The sequence below is a fragment of the Streptomyces griseoviridis genome (genome assembly GCF_005222485.1).
Lineage (GTDB): Bacteria > Actinomycetota > Actinomycetes > Streptomycetales > Streptomycetaceae > Streptomyces > Streptomyces hintoniae.
Map to the genome: position 1 here is coordinate 995,548 of NZ_CP029078.1, position 22,063 is coordinate 1,017,610.

15 protein-coding genes and 1 pseudogene are annotated in these 22,063 nt (G+C 71.1%); 11 read left to right on the forward strand and 5 right to left on the reverse strand.

Annotation, left to right across the window (positions count from 1 at the left end; translation table 11 throughout):
* Window positions 1–207 precede the first annotated feature (207 nt).
* Window positions 208–1,374, reverse strand: a complete 1,167-nt coding sequence (gene xylA / locus DDJ31_RS04230) for a xylose isomerase (protein ID WP_127181633.1) — start codon at window positions 1,372–1,374, stop codon at window positions 208–210.
* A gap of 186 nt (window positions 1,375–1,560) precedes the next feature.
* Between xylA and xylB the strand changes: the two genes are divergently transcribed.
* From xylB to DDJ31_RS04275, 7 genes and pseudogenes are all read left to right on the forward strand, one after another.
* Window positions 1,561–3,006, forward strand: coding sequence for a xylulokinase (xylB, locus tag DDJ31_RS04235; RefSeq protein WP_127181632.1), 1,446 nt, complete (start codon window positions 1,561–1,563; stop codon window positions 3,004–3,006).
* A 10-nt stretch (window positions 3,007–3,016) separates the two neighbouring features.
* A complete protein-coding gene (locus DDJ31_RS04240) occupies window positions 3,017–4,225 on the forward strand; it encodes an ROK family transcriptional regulator (protein ID WP_127181631.1) in 1,209 nt (402 codons plus the stop codon).
* A gap of 720 nt (window positions 4,226–4,945) precedes the next feature.
* On the forward strand, window positions 4,946–5,545 hold the full coding sequence (locus tag DDJ31_RS04245; RefSeq protein ID WP_127181630.1) for an N-acetylmuramoyl-L-alanine amidase: 600 nt from the start codon (window positions 4,946–4,948) through the stop codon (window positions 5,543–5,545).
* Window positions 5,546–5,653: 108 nt separating this feature from the next.
* Complete coding sequence (locus DDJ31_RS04250) at window positions 5,654–6,973, forward strand: GAF domain-containing protein (RefSeq protein ID WP_127182961.1); 1,320 nt, start codon at window positions 5,654–5,656, stop codon at window positions 6,971–6,973.
* Window positions 6,974–7,290: 317 nt separating this feature from the next.
* The gene (gene exaC, locus DDJ31_RS04260; protein WP_127181629.1) at window positions 7,291–8,814 is read left to right on the forward strand and encodes an acetaldehyde dehydrogenase ExaC; all 1,524 of its coding nucleotides are present in this window, start codon (window positions 7,291–7,293) and stop codon (window positions 8,812–8,814) included.
* A 240-nt stretch (window positions 8,815–9,054) separates the two neighbouring features.
* A pseudogene (locus DDJ31_RS04265) lies at window positions 9,055–9,783 on the forward strand (helix-turn-helix domain-containing protein); the annotation flags it as partial.
* A 612-nt stretch (window positions 9,784–10,395) separates the two neighbouring features.
* Entirely contained in the window at window positions 10,396–10,962 is a 567-nt protein-coding gene (locus DDJ31_RS04275; protein WP_127181628.1) for a hypothetical protein, read from the forward strand.
* A gap of 305 nt (window positions 10,963–11,267) precedes the next feature.
* On the opposite strand, the gene DDJ31_RS38900 is transcribed toward DDJ31_RS04275, so the two are convergent.
* Both DDJ31_RS38900 and DDJ31_RS04285 read right to left on the reverse strand, forming a co-directional pair.
* Complete coding sequence (locus DDJ31_RS38900) at window positions 11,268–11,552, reverse strand: DUF6262 family protein (RefSeq protein WP_240678288.1); 285 nt, start codon at window positions 11,550–11,552, stop codon at window positions 11,268–11,270.
* 377 nt (window positions 11,553–11,929) lie between these two features.
* Entirely contained in the window at window positions 11,930–12,856 is a 927-nt protein-coding gene (locus tag DDJ31_RS04285; protein ID WP_127181627.1) for an MBL fold metallo-hydrolase, read from the reverse strand.
* 101 nt (window positions 12,857–12,957) lie between these two features.
* On the opposite strand from DDJ31_RS04285, the gene DDJ31_RS04290 reads away from it, so the two are divergent.
* The 3 genes from DDJ31_RS04290 to DDJ31_RS04300 all read left to right on the forward strand — a co-directional run bounded on the left by DDJ31_RS04290 (window position 12,958) and on the right by DDJ31_RS04300 (window position 16,264).
* Window positions 12,958–13,947: an AraC family transcriptional regulator gene (locus tag DDJ31_RS04290; protein WP_127181626.1), complete on the forward strand. Its 990-nt coding sequence runs from the start codon at window positions 12,958–12,960 to the stop codon at window positions 13,945–13,947.
* Between the two features lie 577 nt (window positions 13,948–14,524).
* Window positions 14,525–15,337, forward strand: a complete 813-nt coding sequence (locus DDJ31_RS04295; RefSeq protein ID WP_127181625.1) for a phytanoyl-CoA dioxygenase family protein — start codon at window positions 14,525–14,527, stop codon at window positions 15,335–15,337.
* A 60-nt stretch (window positions 15,338–15,397) separates the two neighbouring features.
* The gene (locus DDJ31_RS04300) at window positions 15,398–16,264 is read left to right on the forward strand and encodes an AraC family transcriptional regulator (RefSeq protein WP_127181624.1); all 867 of its coding nucleotides are present in this window, start codon (window positions 15,398–15,400) and stop codon (window positions 16,262–16,264) included.
* 183 nt (window positions 16,265–16,447) lie between these two features.
* On the opposite strand, the gene DDJ31_RS39835 is transcribed toward DDJ31_RS04300, so the two are convergent.
* Window positions 16,448–16,807: a GtrA family protein gene (locus tag DDJ31_RS39835; protein WP_346656295.1), complete on the reverse strand. Its 360-nt coding sequence runs from the start codon at window positions 16,805–16,807 to the stop codon at window positions 16,448–16,450.
* Window positions 16,808–17,479: 672 nt separating this feature from the next.
* Here DDJ31_RS39835 and DDJ31_RS04310 point away from each other — a divergent pair.
* Window positions 17,480–18,628, forward strand: coding sequence for a hypothetical protein (locus DDJ31_RS04310; protein ID WP_240678287.1), 1,149 nt, complete (start codon window positions 17,480–17,482; stop codon window positions 18,626–18,628).
* Between the two features lie 6 nt (window positions 18,629–18,634).
* Here the strand turns inward: DDJ31_RS04310 and DDJ31_RS04315 are convergent, their stop codons facing one another.
* Complete coding sequence (locus DDJ31_RS04315; RefSeq protein ID WP_127181622.1) at window positions 18,635–22,060, reverse strand: CHAT domain-containing protein; 3,426 nt, start codon at window positions 22,058–22,060, stop codon at window positions 18,635–18,637.
* Between the last annotated feature and the right edge of the window lie 3 nt (window positions 22,061–22,063).

A 22,063-nucleotide genomic window follows, 5' to 3' on the forward strand; every position in this document is an offset into this window, starting at 1 on the left:
CGCCAGCTGTGCCGTACCGCGCGACGATGAGGCCCGCTGAGGTGCGTGCGGAGCGGTGGGCGGGCGGACGGTCCGGATGCTCGGGCCGCCGACGGCGTGCGCCTCTCGCCCGGTGGCCCGAGGGCGTGCGCCGCGCTTCCCTCTCGGTGACGGGAAGCGCGGCGCACGCACGCGCGCGTGGAGGCGCAGTTGTCCTGATGCGCGGACTCAGCCGCGGGCCACCAGCAGGTGGTCCATGGCCAGCTGGTCGAGACGCTCGAAGGCCATCCCGCGCGCGGCGGCGCCCTCGATGTCGAACTCCTCGAAGGACGCGCGGTCCGCGAGCAGTGCCTGGAGGCCGTCCTCCGCGGTCGGCTGGACCAGCTCGTCCAGGCGTGCGGCGCGCAGGGCCTCCTGCACCTCAGGGTCGGCGCGGAAGGCCGCGGCGCGGTCCTTGAGGATGAGGTAGTTGCGCATGCAGCCCGCGGCCGACGCCCACACCCCGTCGAGGTCCTCGGTCCGCGGGGGCTTGAAGTCGAAGTGGCGCGGGCCCTCGTACCCGGCCGTCTCCAACAGGTCGACCAGCCAGAACGCGGCCCGCAGGTCGCCGGCGCCGAAGCGCAGATCCTGGTCGTACTTGATGCCGGACTGGCCGTTGAGGTCGATGTGGAAGAGCTTGCCGGCCCACAGCGCCTGGGCGATGCCGTGCGGGAAGTTGAGCCCGGCCATCTGCTCGTGGCCGACCTCGGGGTTGACGCCGTACAGCTCCGGGCGCTCCAGGCGCTCGATGAACGCCAGCGCGTGGCCGACGGTGGGCAGCAGGATGTCGCCGCGCGGCTCGTTCGGCTTGGGCTCGATCGCGAAGCGGATGTCGTAGCCCTGGGAGGTGACGTACTCGCCGAGGAGGTCGAACGCCTCCTTCATGCGGTCGAGCGCGGCCCGCACGTCCTTGGCGCCGCCCGACTCGGAGCCCTCACGGCCGCCCCAGGCGACGTAGGTCTCGGCGCCCAGCTCGACGGCGAGATCGATGTTGCGGATCGTCTTGCGCAGCGCGTAACGGCGCACGTCACGGTCGTTGGCGGTGAACGCGCCGTCCTTGAAGACGGGGTGGGTGAAGAGGTTGGTGGTCGCCATCGGCACCTTCATGCCGGTCGCTTCGAGGGCTTGGCGGAAGCGCTTGATGTGCGACTCGCGCTCGGTGTCCGAGGATCCGAAGGGGATCAGATCGTCGTCGTGGAAGGTCACGCCGTGCGCGCCCAGTTCGGACAGGCGCTGCACCGACTCGACGGGGTCGAGGGCACGCCGGGTGGCGTCGCCGAACGGGTCCCTTCCCTGCCAGCCGACGGTCCACAGGCCGAAGGTGAACCTGTCCTCGGGGGTGGGCTGGTAGCTCATGCCGCGGCTCCTCGCTCGCTTGCGACTATTTCGTCATGGCGGTTTACAAATTAGTATGCGGACGCATCCCTGGGAAGGGACAAGATGTTCCCGAAGGGGTGAGGTCCCGGCCTATATGGCCGGAGCACCCTCGAAGCAGCAGGTCAGAGCCTTAGAACCGCAGAGCCGCGGAAAAGGGAGAGCCCGATGTCAGCAGCCGAGGGTCCGCTCGTCGTCGGCGTGGACACGTCCACCCAGTCCACCAAGGCACTCGTGGTCGACGTGGCCACCGGGCAGGTCGTCGCGAGCGGCCAGGCGCCACACACCGTCTCGACCGGCGCGGGACGTGAGAGCGACCCGCGCCAGTGGTGGGACGCTCTGCGCGAGGCGCTGCGCCAGTGCGGCGAGGCGGCGCACGAGGCAGCCGCGGTGTCGATCGGCGGTCAGCAGCACGGCCTCGTGACGCTGGACGAGCGGGGGGAGCCGGTGCGCCCCGCGCTCCTGTGGAACGACGTGCGTTCGGCGCCGCAGGCCCGCCGTCTCGTCGACGAGTTGGGCGGTCCCAAGGGCTGGGCGGAGCGCACCGGGAGCGTCCCCGGCGCGTCGTTCACCGTCACGAAGTGGGCGTGGCTCGCCGAGCACGAGCCGGAGGCGGTCCGCGCCACCAAGGCGGTGCGCCTGCCGCACGACTACCTCACCGAGCGGCTGACGGGCCAGGGCACCACCGACCGCGGCGACGCCTCAGGCACTGGCTGGTGGGCGGCCGGGAGCGAGTCGTACGACGAGGAGACCCTCGCGCGCGTGGGTCTCGATCCGGCGCTGCTGCCTCGCGTGGTGCGGCCCGGCGAGGTGGCGGGCACCGTGCGCGACAGCCACGACCTGCCGTTCTCGAAGGGCACGTTGGTCGCCCCCGGCACCGGTGACAACGCCGCCGCCGCGCTCGGTCTCGGCCTGCGCCCCGGGGTGCCGGTGCTCAGCCTCGGCACATCGGGCACGGTGTACGCCGTCTCCACGCGGCGCCCCGCCGACCCGACCGGCACGGTGGCGGGCTTCGCCGACGCGCAGGGCGACTGGCTCCCCCTGGCCTGCACGCTGAACTGCACGCTCGCCGTCGACCGGGTCGCCGCCCTGCTGAACCTCGACCGCGAGGCGGTGGAGCCGGCCTCCGACGTCACGCTGCTGCCCTATCTGGACGGCGAGCGCACCCCGAACCTGCCGAACGCCTCCGGGCTGCTGCACGGCCTGCGCCACGACACGACGGCCGGCCAGCTCCTCCAGGCCGCCTACGACGGCGCCGTGCACGCCCTGTTGGGCGCGCTCGACCTGGTCCTCGACGAGGACGCGGACCGCTCGGCTCCGCTGCTGCTGATCGGCGGCGGTGCCCGCGGCGCCGCCTGGCAGCAGACCGTCCGACGGCTCTCGGGCCGTCCCGTGCAGATCCCCGAGGCGAAGGAACTGGTCGCCCTGGGCGCGGCGGCGCAGGCGGCCGGGCTGTTGACCGGCGAGGACCCGGCGGCCGTCGCCCGGCGCTGGAACACCGCCGCGGGCCCGGTCCTGGACGCCGTGGAGCGGGACGACGCGACGCTCGCCAGGATCTCCGGGGTACTCTCCGACGCGGCCCCGCTGCTGGAGCGGGGCGACGACGGCCGTTGAGGGCACAGGGATGACCGCACCGCCGCACGAGGCGCACCCGGCCGGGCCGGGGCGGGCGCTGCCCGACACGCAACAGGGCATGCGCCGCCGCAACCTGGCCCGGGTGATGCACGCCGTGAGCGCCGGGGGGCCGCTGTCCCGAGCCGCGGTCGCCTCTCGCATCGGTCTGACCCGCGCGGCCGTGTCGAGCCTCGTCGACGAACTCATCCGCTCCGGGCTGCTCCAGGAGCTGGGTCCTGAGCGGCCGGGGCGGGTGGGACGTCCCGGCTCGGCGCTCGCCGTCAGCGGGCACGGTCCGGCCGGCATCGGCGCGGAGATCGGCGTCGACCACCTCGCGGTGTGCGCGGTCGACCTGCGCGGCGAGGTACGCGCGCGGATCGTGCGGCAGGGCGCGAACCGGGGACGACCGGCCGCCCCCGTGCTCGCCGAACTCACCACGCTGGTCCGCCGGGTCGTGGCGCGCGCCGAGCGGGCCGGGCTGTGGCCCGCGGGGCTCGCGGTCGCGGTGCCCGGCCTGGTGGCCCGGGACGCCCGGACCGTCGTACGCGCACCCAACCTGGAGTGGCGGGACACGGATCTCGGCGCCCTGCTGCCCGCCGAGTTCCCGCTGACGGTCGACAACGAGGCCAACTTCGGTGCCCTGGCCGAACTGTGGCTCGGCGCGGACACCCCGCCCGACTTCCTGCACGTGTCGGCGGAGATCGGCATCGGCGCCGCGGTCGTCGTGGACGGCGGACTGCTGCGCGGGACCCGCGGTTTCGCGGGCGAGCTGGGACATGTCCCGGTGCGCCCGGAGGGACCCGCCTGCCCGTGCGGCGGGCGCGGCTGCCTGGAGCAGTACGCCGGTGAGGAAGCGGTTCTGCGGGCGGCGGGCCTTGAGCCGGGCGAGGACCGGGTCGGCCTGCTCGCGGACCGTGCCGCCGAGGGGGACGAGGACGTACGACGGGCCCTGCGCGACGCGGGCACCGCCCTCGGCATCGCGCTGACCGGCGCGGTGAACCTGCTGGACCCCGAGGCCGTGGTCCTGGGCGGCGCGCTGTCGGGGCTCGCGCCGTGGCTGCTGCCCGCGCTGGAGGAGGAGCTGGACCGGCGTACGGCGGGCCCCGCGTGCCCGGTGTCGGTCTCCCGGCTGGGCCCGGAGGGCCCGCTGCTCGGCGCCGCGCACTCGGTGGTGCGGGCGGTGCTCGACGATCCCGCGGCTGTGGGCGAACGGGTCTGAAACCGGCCCCATCTCACCTGCCTCCAGGCCGACTTCACTCGTGTGAGTGAGCGAGTTGTCCACATTCGAGGTCCTGTCCACGGAACCTCGCCATGCCCTTCTACCGGCCCCTCCGTCGTCGTACCGTGAATCACGCGAGGCACTCCCGACGGGACGACAGCATCCGTCAGGTCGGGGTGAGTTGAAGGGGGATCCACGTGACGCGGGAGGCAGGGTTCGGACGGACACGGCGTCGTCGTCGCGCGGTGGTCGGGTGTCCGTCGGGCTCGGGGGCGCGGTCGTCGAGTGCTTGTCGGGGCTCGGCAGCGCGATGGTCGAGTGCTTGTCGGGAATCGGCAGCGCGATGGTCGAGCGCATGTTGGGGCTCAGCAGCGCGGCGATCGAGTCCATGTCGACCGGGTGCGCGTGGGCCGAGTACCGACCGACCGAGGGCCTATGGGTCGGGTGCCCGTGCGACGGGCACCCTGGGGACGGGCTCCCTCCGGACGGGCGCCCCTCGGCCAAGCCCCCGTCAGCCGATGTGCGTGACACCCGCCACCGCGACACCGACTTCCCGCGCAGCGCGGAGATCCGCGAAAGATGGCGGTCGCCGCGCGACACTCGCCGCGGGACACACGCGTGGCGACGGAAGACGCGCCGCAGGGCTCCCCCTTCGCGGCGGCGGACGCGCCGCGGGCCCCGCGGAACCGAACGGCTCCCCCACCCGGAAGGCAGCACCCGATGGACCGACCAAGACCAGGACTGAACAGGCGGCGATTCCTGAAGGGCACCGCACTCGCCGCCGTCCCGTACGCGTTACTCCCCGACGCGCGGGCCGGCGCGGAGGCACAGGCCGTGGACTATCCCCTCGCCGACTGGCAGCCCGCGAACAGCGGCAACTACACCGTCTCGAAGCGCCCGACCAGCTACCCGCTCGACTACGTCGTCATCCACGTCACCCAGGAGACCTACCCCAGCACCCTGGCCATCTTCCAGAACCCGGCGAAGAAAGTGTCCGCCCACTATGTCGTGCGCTCCGCCGACGGGCATGTGGCGCAGTGCGTGCGGGAGGCGAACATCGCCTGGCACGCCGGGAACTGGGACTACAACACGCGCAGCATCGGCATCGAACACGAAGGGTGGGTGGACCAACCGGCCTACTTCACGAACGCGCTGTACGAGCAGTCGGCCAAACTCACGGCGGCCGTCTGCGACACCTACGGCATCCCCAAGGACCGGGCCCACATCATCGGGCACTACGAGGTACCGGGCACCGACCACACCGATCCCGGCCCCAACTGGGACTGGACGCGTTACATCAGACTCGTCAACTTCGCCTGACTTTCCCGTTCACACAGTTCGTTCGGGTGACCCCGGTCCAAAAGGTTGTCCGCGCCGGTACCCGGAGTGACGATGTCCTCAGCCGCATCGCTCTCCGGGGAGGCCGCGTTGACCGATCAGTGGGTGGCCCTGGAACCGGGGGCCGACCCCGCCGCACACGCGCGGATGCTGCGGCGGGCGCACGAGACGTTCACCGCGGTCGGGACCGTGCCCCGGCCGGTGCGTTCCGTGGTCGCCGAATCCTGGCGGCGCTCCGCGCGGGCCGGCGTCGGACCTGACGGGACGGCGGACGTGGACCTCGTCGACGGCGACCTGGGCGCCTACCGCGCCGCGCACCCGCTCGCCCGGGTGATGCCGGTCTTCCGCGAACTGCTCGGGACGTTTGCGGCGGACGGCGAGCATCTGCTCGCGGTGTGCGACGCGCACGGAAGGCTCCTGTGGGTCGAGGGCCATCCCACGACCAGACGGCAGGCGCAGCGGATGAACTTCGTGCCCGGCGCCCGGTGGGCGGAGTCCGCGATGGGGACCAACGCGCCCGGGACGGCGGTCGCGCTGAACCGTCCCGTGCAGGTCTTCGCCGCCGAGCACTTCATACGCCGGGTCCAGCCGTGGACCTGCGCCGCGGCCCCGGTGCACGATCCGCGGACGGGGCGGGTGCTGGGCGCCATAGACATCACCGGCGGGAACGGGCTGGCGCATCCGCACAGTCTGGGGTTCGTGCAGGCGGTGGCGCGGGCCGCCGAGTCGCACCTGGCGCTGCTCACGCCCCCTGAACGCTCCTGCCAGGGCACACCGGAGCTGACGGCGCTCGGCCGCGACGAGGCGCTGCTGCTCGCCGCCGGCCGCAAGGTCAGGCTGAGCCGGCGGCACAGCGAGATCCTCGTCCTCCTCGCACGCCATCCGGAGGGCCTGACCGGGGACGAGTTGCAGTGCGCGCTGTACGAGGACGAGTCGGTGACGCCCGTGACACTGCGGGCCGAGCTGGCACGGTTGCGCCGGGTGCTGGGTCCGGGGCTGCTGGAGTCTCGGCCATACCGGCTGACGGTGCCGGTCGAGTGCGATGTCGCCGTCGTGGAGAGGAGGTTGGAGAGCGGCGCGGTGACTTCGGCGGTGGCGGCGTACACCGGGCCGTTGCTGCCGACCTCCCAGGCGCCCGCCGTGGTACGGCTCAGGCAGCGCCTCGCCGACGGGCTGCGGGCGGCGCTGATCACCGGCCGGGACCCCGACCTGTTGGCCGACTGGGCGCACGCGCCATGGGGCGAGGACGACCTCGACGTCTGGCGCGCGCTGGCGGCGGCCCGGCCGACAGCGGCGGTCCGGGCCCGGCTGACGGCACTGGAGTCGGAGCTGACGGCACCGGCGGACTGGCGGCGGGGCGGAGGACGTCGGGGGGTGAATGTCGGACGGGATGTGACCGGGGTGGGGTGACCGGGGGCGCCTTGGCCAGAGGTGACGTGACCGGAGGTGACGTGCGCAGAGCTGGGTGACCGGCGCCATGGCCGGAGGTGACACGACACCGGGGGCTTTTGGGGCGGGCTCGCGCGCTGAGGCGAGGGCTTGACGCGCGGGGCGGGACGGAGGAGGGCGGGGGCGGGGGGCGAGGGGGCGGGGGCGGGGGGCGAGGGGGCGGGGGCGGGGGGCGAGGGGGCGGGGGCGGGGGCAACGTAGTTGCAACGTTCGGCTGTCTAGCGTCGCCGCGAACGCTACCCAACGGCGGGCAGCGCATCTGAAGGAGGCAGACCGGCATGACTCGTTACGCGGCGCCCGGCACCGAGGGCGCGATCGTCTCCTACCAGGCGCGCTATGACCACTTCATCGGGGGCGAGTACGTACCGCCGGCCCGGGGCCAGTACTTCGAGAACCCGTCGCCGGTGAACGGTCAGCCGTTCACCGAGATCGCGCGCGGCACGGCCGCGGACGTGGAGCGGGCGCTCGACGCGGCGCACGCCGCCGCGCCGGCCTGGGGCCGCACGTCAGTGACGGATCGGGCCGGCATCCTGCTGAAGATCGCGGACCGGATGGAGGCCAACCTCGAAGCCCTCGCGGTGGCCGAGAGCTGGGAGAACGGCAAGCCGGTGCGCGAGACACTGGCCGCCGACATCCCGCTCGCCATCGACCACTTCCGGTACTTCGCCGGCGCGATCCGTGCGCAGGAGGGGTCGATTGGCGAGGTGGACGACGACACGGTCGCTTACCACTTCCACGAGCCGCTGGGCGTGGTCGCGCAGATCATTCCGTGGAACTTCCCGATCCTGATGGCGACCTGGAAACTCGCGCCGGCCCTCGCCGCGGGCAACGCGGTCGTCATCAAGCCCGCGGAGCAGACCCCGGCGTCCATCCACTTCTGGATGAGCCTGGTCGCGAACCTGCTGCCGCCCGGCGTGGTGAACATCGTCAACGGTTTCGGGGCGGAGGCGGGGAAGCCGCTGGCGTCCAGCGCGCGGGTGGCGAAGGTGGCGTTCACCGGCGAGACCACGACGGGGCGGCTGATCATGCAGTACGCCTCAGAGAACATCAAGCCGGTGACGTTGGAGCTGGGCGGCAAGTCGCCGAACATCTTCTTCGACGACGTGTGGGCCAAGGACGACGACTTCCGCGACAAGGCGCTCGAGGGCTTCACCATGTTCGCGCTGAACCAGGGCGAGGTGTGCACGTGCCCGTCGCGGGCGCTGGTGCAGCGCGGCACGTACGCCGAGTTCATGGAGGCCGCCGTCGCCCGTACCGAGCTGATCAAGCCGGGGCACCCGCTGGACACGGAGACGATGATCGGCGCGCAGGCGTCCAACGACCAGTTGGAGAAGATCCTCTCCTACCTGGACATCGGCCGTCAGGAGGGCGCGCGGGTCCTCACGGGTGGCGAACGGATCGTGCCCGAGGGTGAGTTGAAGGGCGGATACTACGTCCAGCCGACCATCTTCGAGGGCGACAACCGCATGCGGATCTTCCAGGAGGAGATCTTCGGCCCGGTCGTCTCGGTGACGTCCTTCGACGACTTCGACGACGCGATCAAGCTCGCCAACGACACGCTGTACGGTCTCGGCGCGGGTGTGTGGACCCGAGACATGAACACGGCGTACCGAGCGGGTCGTTCGATCCAGGCGGGCCGCGTGTGGACGAACTGCTACCACGCGTACCCGGCGCACGCCGCGTTCGGCGGGTACAAGCAGTCCGGGATCGGACGGGAGAACCACAAGATGATGCTGGAGCACTATCAGCAGACGAAGAACCTCTTGGTGAGCTACTCGCCGAAGAAGCTGGGCTTCTTCTAAGGCAAACGAAAGGGTGCCTGAATTGGGAAAATTCCCGTCAGGCACCCTTCCGATCCGTTGTTCAGACAGCAAGGCGAAATGCTTCCCTACTCCCACTTTGCCCCACCGTCATCCCAACACTGACCATCTGGTAAGCATGACGCACACCGAGCCGCCCGAATCACCACCCGGACGGCTCGTCACAACAAGGCGAACGTCGCCTGACGCGGCACTAAATCGACGCTGCCGCCTACCGCATCAATCCGCCGGGGTACCGGGTCGGTGGTGACCTGGAGGCGGGCCCAGATGGTGCTGTTATCGGCCCAGGACATGGACGTGGCCAAGATCGCCCAGGTGACGTTCACCAGCCCGGACCGGGCCCGGGACATGATCCACAACTTCAACGCCGACGGCTTCGCCTCGCTCTACCCGAAGTACAAGGGCGGCCGGCCCAAGACGTTCACGCTGCCCGAGCGGCGCGAGATCAAGAAGATCGCCAAGTCCAGGCCGGTCGAGCACGGCCTGCCGTTCTCGACCTGGAGCCTGGTCAAGCTGGCCGACCTCCTGGTCGCCGAGGGGGTGGTCGACGACATCAGCCACGAAGGCATGCGCATCCTGCTCCGCGAGGAAGGCGTCACCTTTCAACGCATGAAGACCTGGAAGACTTCGAAGGATCCCGACTACGCGGTCAAGAAGGCCCGTGTCGAGCACCTCTACGCCATCGCCGATGGCGAGGTTCTACCTGCGCCCGGCGAACCCGAGGCCGTGTTCTGCATGGACGAGTTCGGGCCGCTCAACCTTCAACCCCACCCCGGCCGCCAGTGGGCTGAACGCGGCGGGAAGCAGAAGGACTCCGACTGCGAGCCACGACGGCGGCGCCGCGCGACCTACACTCGCCCGCACTGGGTCCGGCACCTGTTCGCCGCCTACGACCTGGGCAAGGACCAGCTCTACGGCCACATCAAGAAGACCGAGAACCGTTCCAAGTTCACAACGCCACCGTCGGACGAGCCAACGTCGGCTGCGTGGTGCCCTGGTACACCTCAGAACTCGTCTACGGCAGTGCCTCCTACCCGTCCCTCGCCTCCCACGTCCAGCGCGCCCAGGCATCGGGACTCCCCGGCGCCACGTTCGCGAACCCGCTGACGAGGACCGAAGACGACACGATCATCAACACGAACCGTCAGACGGCCTGCGGAGACGCCCCCAGCATCACGGGCCTGAGCTGGGACGAATACCCCATCGCACGCTCCCGTGAAGGACTGTCCTCCGGTGGCGCACGCCGCACCTTCGACGGATGCCAGACGGCCAACGTGTTCTCTGGGACGGGTCCGATCGGCTTCAGCGTCTGCATGATCACGGCCACCGAGAACAACGCCCAGGGCGGCCTGAACACCCAGTTCTTCCGGGCTGAGCGTGTCCTTGACGGAGACCCCTTCAGAGTCACTGTCTCCTGACGCACCGTGCGGGTGCCGAGGGAAACCGAGGCACCCGCATCCGCGCAGTACGGTAGTGCCGTTCCGGGACGGCCCACGCACTGCCCGCCCCCGTGCAAACCGTGGCAGGCTTGCGCAGAGCGATGACGTACCAGCCGGGAGAGACATGGCCACGGCACGCAACGTGTACGTCCCCGAAGACACTTTCGGTGTCCTCGACGCTGGAGAAATCTCTGTCCAGACGGCGGACTGGAGCAACGGACTTGCCGTCCCCATGTCACCGGGGGCACTCATTGTCACGGGAATCCACACCGGCGCGATCCGGACCACGGCAACCGCCCTGACCGGTCCGCCGGCTGCGTCGGGGGACGACTCCTGGGAAGAGATCGTGGAAGTCAGCGTGCGCGTCCCCACGGGCCTCCTCCGGGTCGAGTCGCTCGAACAGGGCCCGGCCGACGGACTTGCCCTCCTCAGTCCGGCGGGACCTGGCTGGTACCGCCTCCGCGTTCACGCGCGAGGCCGCAACGTCCTTCCGGAAAAGGCCAGCGCCGAGCCGGTGGAGGACTACCTCTTGGTGACGTGGCCCGCGCCGCAGTCCGACGCACACATCATCCGCAGCAGCGACCGCATCGCCCACGCCCTCGCGCACGCCTCCGACAGGCCTCAACCGCAGCCCGCTCCTGCGCCGAGCCCAGAGCAGGAAGCCCTCCGCCGACGGTTGCTACGGGGGTAGACCGTTTCGTCTCAACAGAGCGCGTCTGCAAGGCGGGCTTCGAGAGCGGCGATGCGCCGGTCCTGGAAGCGGAGGTTGGAGCGGGCTGCCTTGAGCCGTTCGTCGAGGGTGCGGTTGTCGGCGGTCAGCTGACGGACCCGCTGCTTGAGTGCGGTGTTCGGTGGTGATCCGCTGCACGGCCACCTCGGTTCACTCGGCCTCCAAGTCGCTCATCTGGCCGAGGAGTTCGCCGATGCGGAGCGCTGGGCGAGGATCTCGGCGTGGGTGGCTTTGAGGGCGTCCTCGGCGTTCAGGGCGCGTTCGCCTCAGGTCGCCTCGTGTTCGGCATCCTGTTCAGCGAGCGTGCGGGATTGATGTTCGCCAGCCCGCGTCATCGCTGCGGCGACGGCGGCTCTGGCCCCAATGTTGTCATAGAGGAAGGTGCACGAGACGTCCGCGCGGCGGGCGACGGCGGCGACACTGACCTGGGCTTTCTCGCGCCGGAGCCGGGCGATGGCCTGGTGGACACGCTCAAGGGCGGCTTCGGTCCTGCGGCGGCGGGCGGCCAGAGCCGCCGCGGTGCGGGGTTCGGGAACGGTGGCGGTGTTCATGCAACTTCCTGTTCGGAGTCGCCAGCGGCGGCGTCCGAGACGTCCCACACCATGTCACCGGATACGGCTGTCTCTTCGGGCCGGGTCCCTGACGATCACGCTTCGGGGCACCGCAGGCATCCGCCCAGGTGGGTGCGAGGGAGCTCATTGCTGGGCCCCGAGGTCTTCTTCCTCACCACGCGCGGGCCTTCCATCCGGCTGGTTGGGGCCGCGGTGCGGTCACCGTAGGTTTCCAGCAGCGTGACCACGGTCAGGTCGCGACGGCGTGGACGCGATCCAGGGGCAACAGGCCTTCCACCGCCGCGGTTTGAGCCCCGTCTCCTTCGTGGCGACGCGGGCGTACGGCCGTCGTCATCGCCGGCTCGGGACGGCCGTCGTCATCGTCGGCTCGGGACGGCCGTCGCCCACGGGCCGAGGTCGAATCCGGCTCTGTTGCGTCGGACTTCCAGTGCGCCGGCACCACCGAAGTGTGCGGGGACGAGCAGTTCCCGTTCATCGGCCGCCCGCCCGAGAATCCGACGGCGACTTGCCACTGCTTGCTCCGGGTCCAGGCAGGCGCTGCTGTTGCAGCACGGATCGAGGATCTGTACCGGGCTGTGCAGGAGATCTCCCACGAAGACCGCCCGGTCGCTGCCGGAGGCCAGTCGCAGTACGGACGAGCCAGGGGTGTGGCCGGGGGCCGACTCCAGGGTGAGGTGTTCGTCGATCTGATGGAGGCCGTCCCAGAGCACGGCCTGTCCGGCCTCGTGGAGGGGCCTGATGCTGTCTTCGTAGATCAGGCGGTCGGCCTCCTGCGCACCGTTGCCGTACGCGTTGTCCGGACCGTAATGGAAGTCGTCGGCGGCCGGAATCAGGTACTGGGCGTGGGGGAACGTCGGTACCCATTGCCCGTCCGCGTCGAGGGTGTTCCAGCCGACGTGGTCGACGTGGAGGTGAGTGTTGACGACGACATCGACCTCCTGCGGGCGCACACCGGCCCGCGCCAGGAGGCCGAGGAAATCGCTGCGCGCCTGGTGGAAGGGCCCCATGCCCGGACGCTCCCGCCCATCACCCGCTCCGGTGTCGACCAGGACGGTCCGGCCACCGCTGCGCAGTACCCAGCTCTGCAGAGCAAGCACCGCCAGGTCGCTGTCCGGCTCCCAGTGGTCCGGTGCCAGCCACTCCTCGTTGGCCTTCCACACCTCGGTGCCGGCTCCCGGGAGCATGCCGGAAGTGGGCAGGAACGGCTCGTGCCACTCGACGATCCGGATGACCTCGACGTTCCCCAGCACCAGGCTCTGCACACGCTCGTCCTCGTTCATCATGTGGCCGACCTTAAGAAAGACCGAACGAGCCTCTCAATGCGCATCCGGCTCAACAAAATACGTGTGCGTCTCACGATTCATGCGGGAGATAGTCTGCGGAGATGGACGTGGTGAGCGACGCGATCTCAGCCGCGCACCTCGGGCATCCGTGGTTCCACCGGGTACGGACGGGCGGGAGCTGGTGCGCCCGCCTGGACCCCTACGACGGCGCGGGCTTCTACGTCGTCCTGAAGGGCAGTTGCTGGCTCCTGACCGACGGCGGCACCCCGGTGTCCCTCGGCGTGGGCGACGCGGTGCTGCTTCCGCACGGCACCGGCCATGTCATCGCCGACTCCCCCGTCGATACGGCGCTCACCGCCCAGCAGCCGGCACCGTTCGAGCAGTGGCTCGCGGAGACAGAGCCGCGAGCCCGGCAGGACCACGACGGGACGGAGATGCTCTGCGGCAAGTACTGGCTCGACTGCAGCCGCATGCACCCGCTGATGGCAGAGCTGCCGGAAGTCGTCCACCTTCCCAGCCGAGTGGGCAGCCACCGCGAACTCCGCGCCGCGATCGACCTGCTCGCCGGTGAACTGGACGAGGTGCGGCCCGGCTCCGGCGTCGCGCTCCCGAGCCTGCTCGACCTCCTCCTCGTCTACATGATCCGCTCCTGGATGACCGAGACCACCAGCGGAGCCTGGCCCGGCGCACTGGGCGACCCGGTGACAGCCGCCGCCCTGCGAGCACTGCACTCCGAACCGGCCGCACCGTGGAGCATCGACCGCCTGGCCACAGCGGCAGGCGTCTCCCGCCCCACCCTCGCGCGCCGGTTCACCACCCTGGTAGGCCGTCCCCCGATGACGTACCTGACCTGGTGGCGCGTCATCCTCGCCGCCACACTGCTCCGCGACACCAAGGACACCCTGGCCACCATCGCGGGCCGGGTCGGCTACGGCAGCCCGTACGCCCTCTCCCACGCCTTCGAGAGAGAGTTCGGCATCACACCGGGGAGGTACCGTGCGCACGCCGCTTCCGCAGTCGACGCGAACCGGCACCCAAAGTCGCGCGCACAGCCACTCGACTCGGGTGACCCGCAAGCCGGACCCGCATGAACGACACGCCCACCAGGTCCTCATCACCGGCTCCGAACGCGCCCGGTGACCAGCGCCCTGATCGCAGCCCCGTGGCCCAGCGGCTCCCGCCCGTCGCGGCGCACCGTACGGACGACCCGCGGGCTCGCCTTCGCCTTCAGGCCGTCGCCGTTCTTGCACGCTGCCTCCGCCGCGGCCCGCGGCGCAACCCGGTCAGGTCGACTCCACTCACGACTGCCCCACAAGGTGTAGCCAGGGTCCAGGTGTTGGAGGCATGAAAGGCCCTGCCCGTTCGGGACGAACACCCTGGTGAACAGGCGCCGCACGGAGTGCTCGCCGTACCGGATGATGTGATCGTGCGAGACCTGGCGGTCGGCGGCGGCGCGGTTGCGCCAGTTCAGCACCTGCTCGCGGGCAGGTCCTCAAGGAATTTCGAAGGGGAACGCCGACCGCAGGCAGAGCCTCGCGGCGTCTCGCGAGCCCGTCGTGCTGGTGCGGCTGGGCCGTGCGTCGCCTGACCGCGTTCCGGTGATCACCCGACAAAGGCGGTGCGGCGAATGTCGGGTGACCGGGGCCGGTGTCGCCGCACCATGAGGGCATGGACGACACCACCTTGGTATCCCGTTTCCTCCGCGACGGCTTCGTGAAGCTGGAGGGCGCTGTCGCGCCGCGCGTGGCCGCGGACTGCGCGCGGCTGCTGTGGCGGGAGACGGGCTGCGACCCGGACGCTCCCGCGACGTGGACGCAGCCCGTCCACTGGGTGGCCGGCCTGGCGCAGGGGCCGTTCGCCGCCGCGCCCAACTCCCCGTCTCTGCACCACGCGTACGACCTGCTCGTCGGCGCGGGACGCTGGGAGCCGCGCTACTCGCTGGGTACGTTCCCGCTGCGCTTCCCCCACGAGCAGGAGCCGGACGACGCGGGCTGGCACATCGAGGGGAGCTATCTGCCGGAGGGCGAGAGCTGGTACTTCACCAATCTGCGTTCCCGGGACCGGGCGCTGCTGATGCTGTTCCTGTTCAGCGAGGTCGGTGAGGAGGACGCTCCGACACGGATTCGAGTCGGCTCACACCTCGACGTGCCGAAGGTGCTGGAGAAGTACGGGGAGGACGGGGCGAGCGGGCTGACCCTCGCCCCCGATCTGGTGGCGGCGTCCGGCCATCGGCCACTCGCCTTTGCCACCGGGTCCCCGGGCGATGTCTTCCTGTGCCATCCGTTCCTGGTGCACGCGGCGCAACCGCACCATGGGGTACGGCCGCGCCTCATGGCGCAGCCGCCGCTGATGCCGGCCGCACCGTACGAACTGGAGCGGACCGACGGCACGTACTCACCCGTGGAGATAGCGATTCGCCGGGGCCTGGGACAGAACTCCCCCGGTCCGGATGGGGACGACACCGACCGCAGCGCGGCGTAAAACGTGCCCTACGGCCATCGCTGGCAAAGCAACCGCGAGGGAAGAGGAGGGAGGCCGGGCGTGCTGGAGCGACTGAACCAGGCCATGGAGCACATCGAGTGCCGTCTCGACCAGGCCGTCGACGTGGAGGAACTGGCACGGGTCGCGGGCACCTCGGAGTACCACCTCCGCCGGATGTTCTCCGCGCTCGCGGGCATGCCGCTGTCGGAGTACGTCCGGCGCCGTCGGCTCACCCTCGCAGGCGCCGAAGTACTCGCGGGACGTGCGACGCTGCTGCAGATCGCGGTGCGCTACGGATACGGCTCCGGCGAGGCGTTCGCGCGGGCGTTCCGTGCCATGCACGGCATCGGACCGGGCGAGGCCCGGCGCACCGGCGCCACGCTCAGCTCCCAGTCCCGGATGGCCTTCCGCCTCACCATTGAAGGGAGCAGCAGCATGCGCTACCGCGTCGTGGACAAGGCGGACTTCACCGTCGTCGGGCTCAAGACCCGGGTACCGCTGGTGCACCTCGGCCCCAACCAGGCGATCATGGACTTCGTCCGAGGGATCGCTCCGGGCACCATGGAGCGCCTGGACAAGCTGTCGGACCAGGAGCCGCACGGCATCGTCGCGGTCTGCGACGACCTGGATCCCAGCCGCGCCGAGGGCACCGAACTCGACTACTACCAGGGCGTGATCACGTCCTCGGCCGCCCCCGAGGGGATGACCGCGCTGACTGTCCCGGCCGGCACCTGGGCGGTCTTCACCACCTCCGGGCCGATACCGCAGGCCATCCAGGAGCTGTGGCGGGACGTGTTCACCGCGTGGTTCCCGTCGAACCCGTACCGCACCCGCACCGGCCCTGAGATCCTGCGCACCCGCCTGTCGCCGGACAAGACCGCGGCCGACGCCGAACTGTGGCTCCCGGTGGAGCCCGAGCACGGCTGAGGTGCTGACCGCCGGGCCCACCGGCCGCGCCACCCGCGCCGGGGCCGCGAGGACGGGGGAAGGGCGAGGGAGACCTAGGAGGCGAGGAGGACGCCGTTGGCGATGCAGCCGTTGTCCGTGGCGTAGAACCGGTCCACCAGGGCCAGGAAGCCGTCGTCTCGGACGAGAGGAAGGAAGCACCACTCATCGGCGCTCGGGCGTACCCAGCGTGCGGACCACGAGGAAGGAGATTGGCGTGATCAGGGCTCCGGTGACGAGAGCGGCGACATTCTCGTTCATTTCGAGTCGGCTGACGGCCAGGTAGAGGAGCGCTCCCGAGGCCACCAGATGGAAGACGCTGGATAGCGGATATCGGATATCGGAGAAAAGCGCCCCAGGTCGGAGAGGTAGGCAGGTGGGATAAGAATTGAGCACGAAGGAACCGACGACGCTGACGGCGAACGCGACGACATGCGCCGCGAGATAGGGGATCCGTGAGTTCAGGGCGACGTCGACGGCCTGGTACACGCCGGTATTGACGAACCCGATCAGCACAGAGGTCACGAACTGCCCGGTCGATGTCGGACGGCCTCGTGGTCGAGCGGCCGGTCGGCGGGGCGAGGGACCTGTCCCCGGGGCGGGGCGCTCGTCCGTGTCCCGGACCACGAAGGGCGGACGCCGCTTCACCTCGTGGTAGATGCGGCCGACGTATTCACCAGCCTCAGGGGCCGGTTGTCGTTGTAGGACAGCAGTCCGTTGATGCCGTAGTTCAGAAGGCGGCGGCTCCCCCACTTCGGGCGGCCGGCGAGGCGTTGGGGGTTCTGATAGGTGAAGGTGGCCGTGGTGTAGCCGATCCTGGAGAGATGCCTTTGCAGAACCGGTTGGCCTTCGGCAGCGACAGCGTCGTGTCGACCACTCGGCATGAGAGCAATCGGAAGTCTCCAGCGCCGTCGAGCACTTCCACATCCATGAGGTGGCGCACCAGCCTCGATCTTTCGTGGTTGGGACGACAGGAATTGATCCCATACCTGGATGACGCGCCGCCGACGCATCTCTCCGTACGTGTTGGCTTGGTGAAGGGCTGAGTCCCAGTGCCCAAGTCCTTGTAGGGCGGCCCGGATTTGGCCAGACTTGTCCTGGAACTTCTTCTAGTCGGGGGACGGAATGAGGCGTTCGGCAGGCAGTGATCCGGTAGAGGGCGGGTCGGGGCAGGTGGGGGCTTGGTCCGGTGGGGAGTTGGCGCGGAGGGATGCCGTCGGTGCCGGGCCCGCGCCCTCGCTCGCGGAGGTTGTCGGGACCGCCGGTGGGCTGCCGGAGGACGCGGTGCTGTGGATCGCGGCGGGGCTGGCCGGGGCACTGGCCGTGCTGCACCAGGCCGGGCGGGTGCACGGCGACGTGCGGGCCGGGAACGTGCTGCTGACGCGGGGCGGGCCGCGGCTGACCGGTGACGCGCCGGGGCGGCGCGCCGGGGCGTCCGGGCCCACGGCCGACATGGTCGCGCTGGGGACGCTGCTGGTCGCGGCGTACACCGGCGTCAGCAACCGACGGCACGACCTCGACAACCTGCCGGTGCGGCTGCGGCAGGTCGTCGCCGTATGCCTGGCCGAGGATCCGCAGGAGCGGGCGACCCCCGCACAACTGCTGGACTTACTGAGGGGGTTGGAGCCTGAGCCGCCTGTCTGGACGGTGGAGGTCGACGACCTGATCACCTCTCCCGACGGCCCCGCCGACACCGCTCCGCCATCGGACTCCCCCGTCGAGGCATCGCCACGCCGGAAGCCGCCCGGTCTGTCCGGGGCCCGGCTCGCCCTCGTGATCGTGGTCGCGGTCATCGTCGGCATGGCCGTCACGGCGCTGCTCCTGGTGCCGGGCCGCGACGGCGGCACCCGCACCACCGACGCGCCGGTGACGAGCCGACCGACCCGGCTCCAGCCGACCGAGGACGGCACACCGCAACCGCGGACGCCCCCGCAGCAGGAGCCGAGCGAGGAGCAGACCCCCTCCACGGCCCCCACTGGCCAGGCACCGCCCGCCCCGAGCCCGCAGCGGACCCGGCAGACCGGGACGATCGACGACTGCTCGGGCAAGCCCCTGACCGAGCCCGTCTCGCTCCTGCTGCTCTGCGGGGACGGCGGGGCCATGCTGCACGACCTGATCTGGACCGACTGGGGTAGCGCCACGACCACCGCGCAAGGTGTCGTCTCGGAGGTGGTCTGCCAGCCGAGCTGTGTCGACGGCCGGGAGGTCACCTCGGCCGCCACGGTCGTCGTCTCCGGACTTGCCGGCGGCCGCTACACCGTCATGGAGATCAGGGCCCCGCGGTCGCCGAGCGACCCCGACGCCCACTACAGTCTCGACCCGCTCGGCCCGACCTACCGGGGCTGACCCCGCTCACACCCCCCACGCCGTGAACGCCGCCCAGTGCACGGGGGAGGCGAAGGGACGTTCGTCGGTGTCGCGCTCGGGACGGGCATACCGTTCGGTCAGCGCCGCGAGGTGGGGGTGGGCGTCGGTGTAGCGCGCGAGGCCGGACCAGGTCAGCCACCGCAGCCAGCTCCGCGCCGCGCGCAGCGCGGACACCGGAGGCTCACCGTGGCCACCGTCGACGGGGGCGAGCAGCTCGTACAGGCGGGTCATCAGCAGCGCCGTCGCCAGGTCGTTCACCTGCCACAGGCTGGTGATCACGCAGGCGGCCCCGGCCTGGAGGAAGCCGCCCGGCAGCCCGGTGAACTCGTCGGGCGCGTCGATGGTCTCGTACCGCCCGGACTGACAGGATCCCGCCACCACCAGTCGGCAGTGCGGGAGTTGGCGTCGTACGAGCGCGTCCACCTTCAGGACGCCGTCCGCGAGCGCCAACGTGCCGCCCTGGCCGATGAGTTCCGCGCTCCCGTGGCAGCTCAGGTGCAGATACGACGCCTCCGTGAAATGTTCAAGCAGCCACTCGACCGTGGCGTCGTCCCCCACGGCGGACACGGTCTCCCCGCCCGCCGCGAACAGCGCCCGGATCGCGGCCAGTTCACTGCGCGCGCCCGGCAGCGAGCCGTCGGGATCCGAGACGGCGACCAGCCGTGGCACGGGCGGAGGTGGCCGACCGGCGGCGGCTCGGGAGGCGGCGTACACCCCGGCCGACGGAGCGAGCGTCAACGTCCCCAGATCATCAAGTGATTCGTCGCTCTCCCCCACCGGCACGGCCTGCAACGGCATCTGCCCGAGCAGCCCGGTCGGTACGACGACCACCTCGTGGCCCGGATCTTCCGCCAGCAGCCCGGCGAGGGGTCGCAGCAACGGGGCGAGCCCCCGCAACCGGTGCACCGCGCCTGGCAGTTCACGTCGCCGCTTGAGCGCACCGGCCTGCTGGACCAGGAACAGCCCTGCCTTCCGGGCCTCCAGGTCGAGCGTCAGGAGCCGGACGATCGAGGAGCTGGTCACCTCGGGGACGAACACGGCGCGCACCCCAGCCTGCGCGTCCCGCGGCACCACGAGGACGCAGCTGCCCCAGACCCAGTTCACCAGATAGGCGAGCGGCTTCCCGCCCGCCGCCCGGACCACGTCCGCCACCCCGGTCGTCCGCAGAAACCCCTCGAAACCGGGGATCGCTCGGATCTCGTCGACCACGGCGCGCACTTCGCGCTCGGCTGCGGCCTGCGCCCCCACGGAGGCGACGATCCCTCCGGCCGAGACGGCGAGTCCGCCGGCCGGGGCGACCCGCCCCGCGTCCGAGGTGACGAGCCCTCTGGTGGGGGCGGCGCCCGCTTCCTCGACCCCGGCGGCCACTACCCGGTACCGCTCCCGGGCATCCCGGTACCGGCGGGCCAGCAGCGGATCGACCCCCTCCAGCGCCGCCAGGTTCACCGTGTCCCGCCCGGCCACCACCGACAACTCACGGGCGAGGCCCCGTTCGATCACCTCCACCGCACGCTCCGGGCGCCCCGCGCGGGCCAGCAGGAACGCGGCCTGGCGGGCGGTTCCGCGCGTCAGCAGGAGCGCGCTCCGGCGGCCGGCGGTGGTGGTCTGGGCGTCGTAGAGCGCGTGGACGGCGGTCAGCATGTCCGACGCCACATCGGCCGCGCCGCCCCAGTCCTCGGCCGCCGCGAGCGTGTTGATCGCCTCCCGGGCGATGGACAGGTGCAGGAACGGAAGGACACGCGGCGGTACGGCGGTCAGCGCCGCGCGTCGCAGCCGTAGGCCCTCGGCGCTCCCCGGACCGTCGAGCAGGTCGGCGGTCCTGGCCAGGAGCCAGATGGCGCGGCTGATGTCGAGGAGTCCCGGGTGCGCGGCAGCGAAGGTGACGACGGCGGTCGCCGCGGCCTGGGCGCCGAGCGGGTCGGCGGCATCGCGCTCGGGGGCGAGCAGCAGGTCGGCCAGGTTGCACTGGAGCTGTGACCACAGCACGGGGTCGTCCTCCGGGCGCAGCCGACCGAGGGCCTCCCGGTAGCACCGCTCAGCCCGCTCCTGGTCGCCCGGTTCGCCGCGCCTGAACAGGAGCAGCCCGAGGTTGATCAGGGAGTAGACCCAGTCGACGCGGTTGCGTTCGGGGGAGCGTTCGCCCAGGCCGGCCTGGACGTGTTCGATACCAAGGGTCAGATCGGCGGGACCGCCACCTGGGCGCTGACCGAGCAGCAGCCCGTAGTTGGTCCGTACCCGGGCCCAGAGATCGCCGTGGGCGCGGCGGTCCACTGTGGCGGCGGCGCGGGCGAGCAGATCGCGGGCGGACTCCCAGCGCTCGATGTGGTCGCCGTCGTCACGGAAGTACTGGGCGGAGGCGAGGTTGGCGGCCACCTCGGCCCACTGGAGGGTGCCCTCCGGCAGTCGGGCGAGGGCGAGGTGCAGCACGCGCACCGCTTCGGCGGGGTCGGCAGGACGGGCCGTATGCAGGGAAGACACCAGCAACCCACCGAGCCGCGCCGCGAGTTCGACCTCCATCTCCATCTCGCCTGTCTGCTGGGCGAGTTCGAGCGCTGCACGGGCGAGCGGGATGATCTCCGGGCTGTCCGCGCCCCGAACCTCGTCGTACATCTCGTACAGCCTGGCCCGCAGTCCCTGCCCGAAGGCGGCCAGCGCTGCCGCGTAGCGCTCGATCGCCGTATCCACGGGCGTACGGCCGCCGCACAGATCCTCCAGCAGCCGTTGCCGCAGCCGCAGCGGCGCCTCTACCGGGGTGCCGGCAACCTCGCGCAGCTCCTGTGCCCCGGCATCGCGTACCAGGGTGTCGTCGGTGAGCCGGGGGTGTGCCCGCACCAGTTCGGCGAGCCGGTCCGGCATGGTCAGGGTGACGGCGTGCAACAGCTCGCGGACATCGGATCCCGCCGACTCCGCCGCCGCGTTGTCCAGGAAGATCCGGTAGTTGGCCACGGTTGGCGCCCCGTACGACGTCAACTCCGCGCACGCCGCCTCGGGATCCGCCAGGTCCCGTTCCGTGTCCCGGCTCAGCACGAACGGCAGCAGCCTGCGCGGCAGCACGACCACGTTCCCGCCGAACCGCCCGCTGGCGAAGGCCCCGGCGAGCCGCGCCTCCTCCACCAGCGCGGCCGCGCTCGCGGTGGCATCGTGCTGGAGTTCCGCAACTGAGGTGGCGAACAACGACGGTACGGGCGTTGCCGTCCGCAGCACCAGCAGCGGCGCCTCGACATGCTCCCGGGTCCCGCAGTCGGGGCAGTCCACGCAGTGCAACCCGGGCCCGAACCCGTCCGGCCCGTCGCGACTTTCGAGGACGTCGGCACGCTCACGGCTGTCGACGATGCGCCAGACCGGTGCCTGGCACTGCCGACCGCACTGTCCACAACACCACTCGTACAGCGTCCTCGTGGAGACTGTCACCGG

Excerpts from the sequence above, each read along its gene's own strand:
- xylA (WP_127181633.1), bottom strand. The coding sequence starts at position 1,374 with ATGAGCTACCAGCCCACCCCCGAGGACAGGTTCACCTTCGGCCTGTGG.
- xylB (WP_127181632.1), top strand. The coding sequence starts at position 1,561 with ATGTCAGCAGCCGAGGGTCCGCTCGTCGTCGGCGTGGACACGTCCACC.
- DDJ31_RS04240 (WP_127181631.1), top strand. The coding sequence starts at position 3,017 with ATGACCGCACCGCCGCACGAGGCGCACCCGGCCGGGCCGGGGCGGGCG.
- DDJ31_RS04245 (WP_127181630.1), top strand. The coding sequence starts at position 4,946 with ATGGACCGACCAAGACCAGGACTGAACAGGCGGCGATTCCTGAAGGGC.
- exaC (WP_127181629.1), top strand. The coding sequence starts at position 7,291 with ATGACTCGTTACGCGGCGCCCGGCACCGAGGGCGCGATCGTCTCCTAC.
- DDJ31_RS04275 (WP_127181628.1), top strand. The coding sequence starts at position 10,396 with ATGGCCACGGCACGCAACGTGTACGTCCCCGAAGACACTTTCGGTGTC.
- DDJ31_RS38900 (WP_240678288.1), bottom strand. The coding sequence starts at position 11,552 with ATGAACACCGCCACCGTTCCCGAACCCCGCACCGCGGCGGCTCTGGCC.
- DDJ31_RS04285 (WP_127181627.1), bottom strand. The coding sequence starts at position 12,856 with ATGATGAACGAGGACGAGCGTGTGCAGAGCCTGGTGCTGGGGAACGTC.
- DDJ31_RS04290 (WP_127181626.1), top strand. The coding sequence starts at position 12,958 with ATGGACGTGGTGAGCGACGCGATCTCAGCCGCGCACCTCGGGCATCCG.
- DDJ31_RS04295 (WP_127181625.1), top strand. The coding sequence starts at position 14,525 with ATGGACGACACCACCTTGGTATCCCGTTTCCTCCGCGACGGCTTCGTG.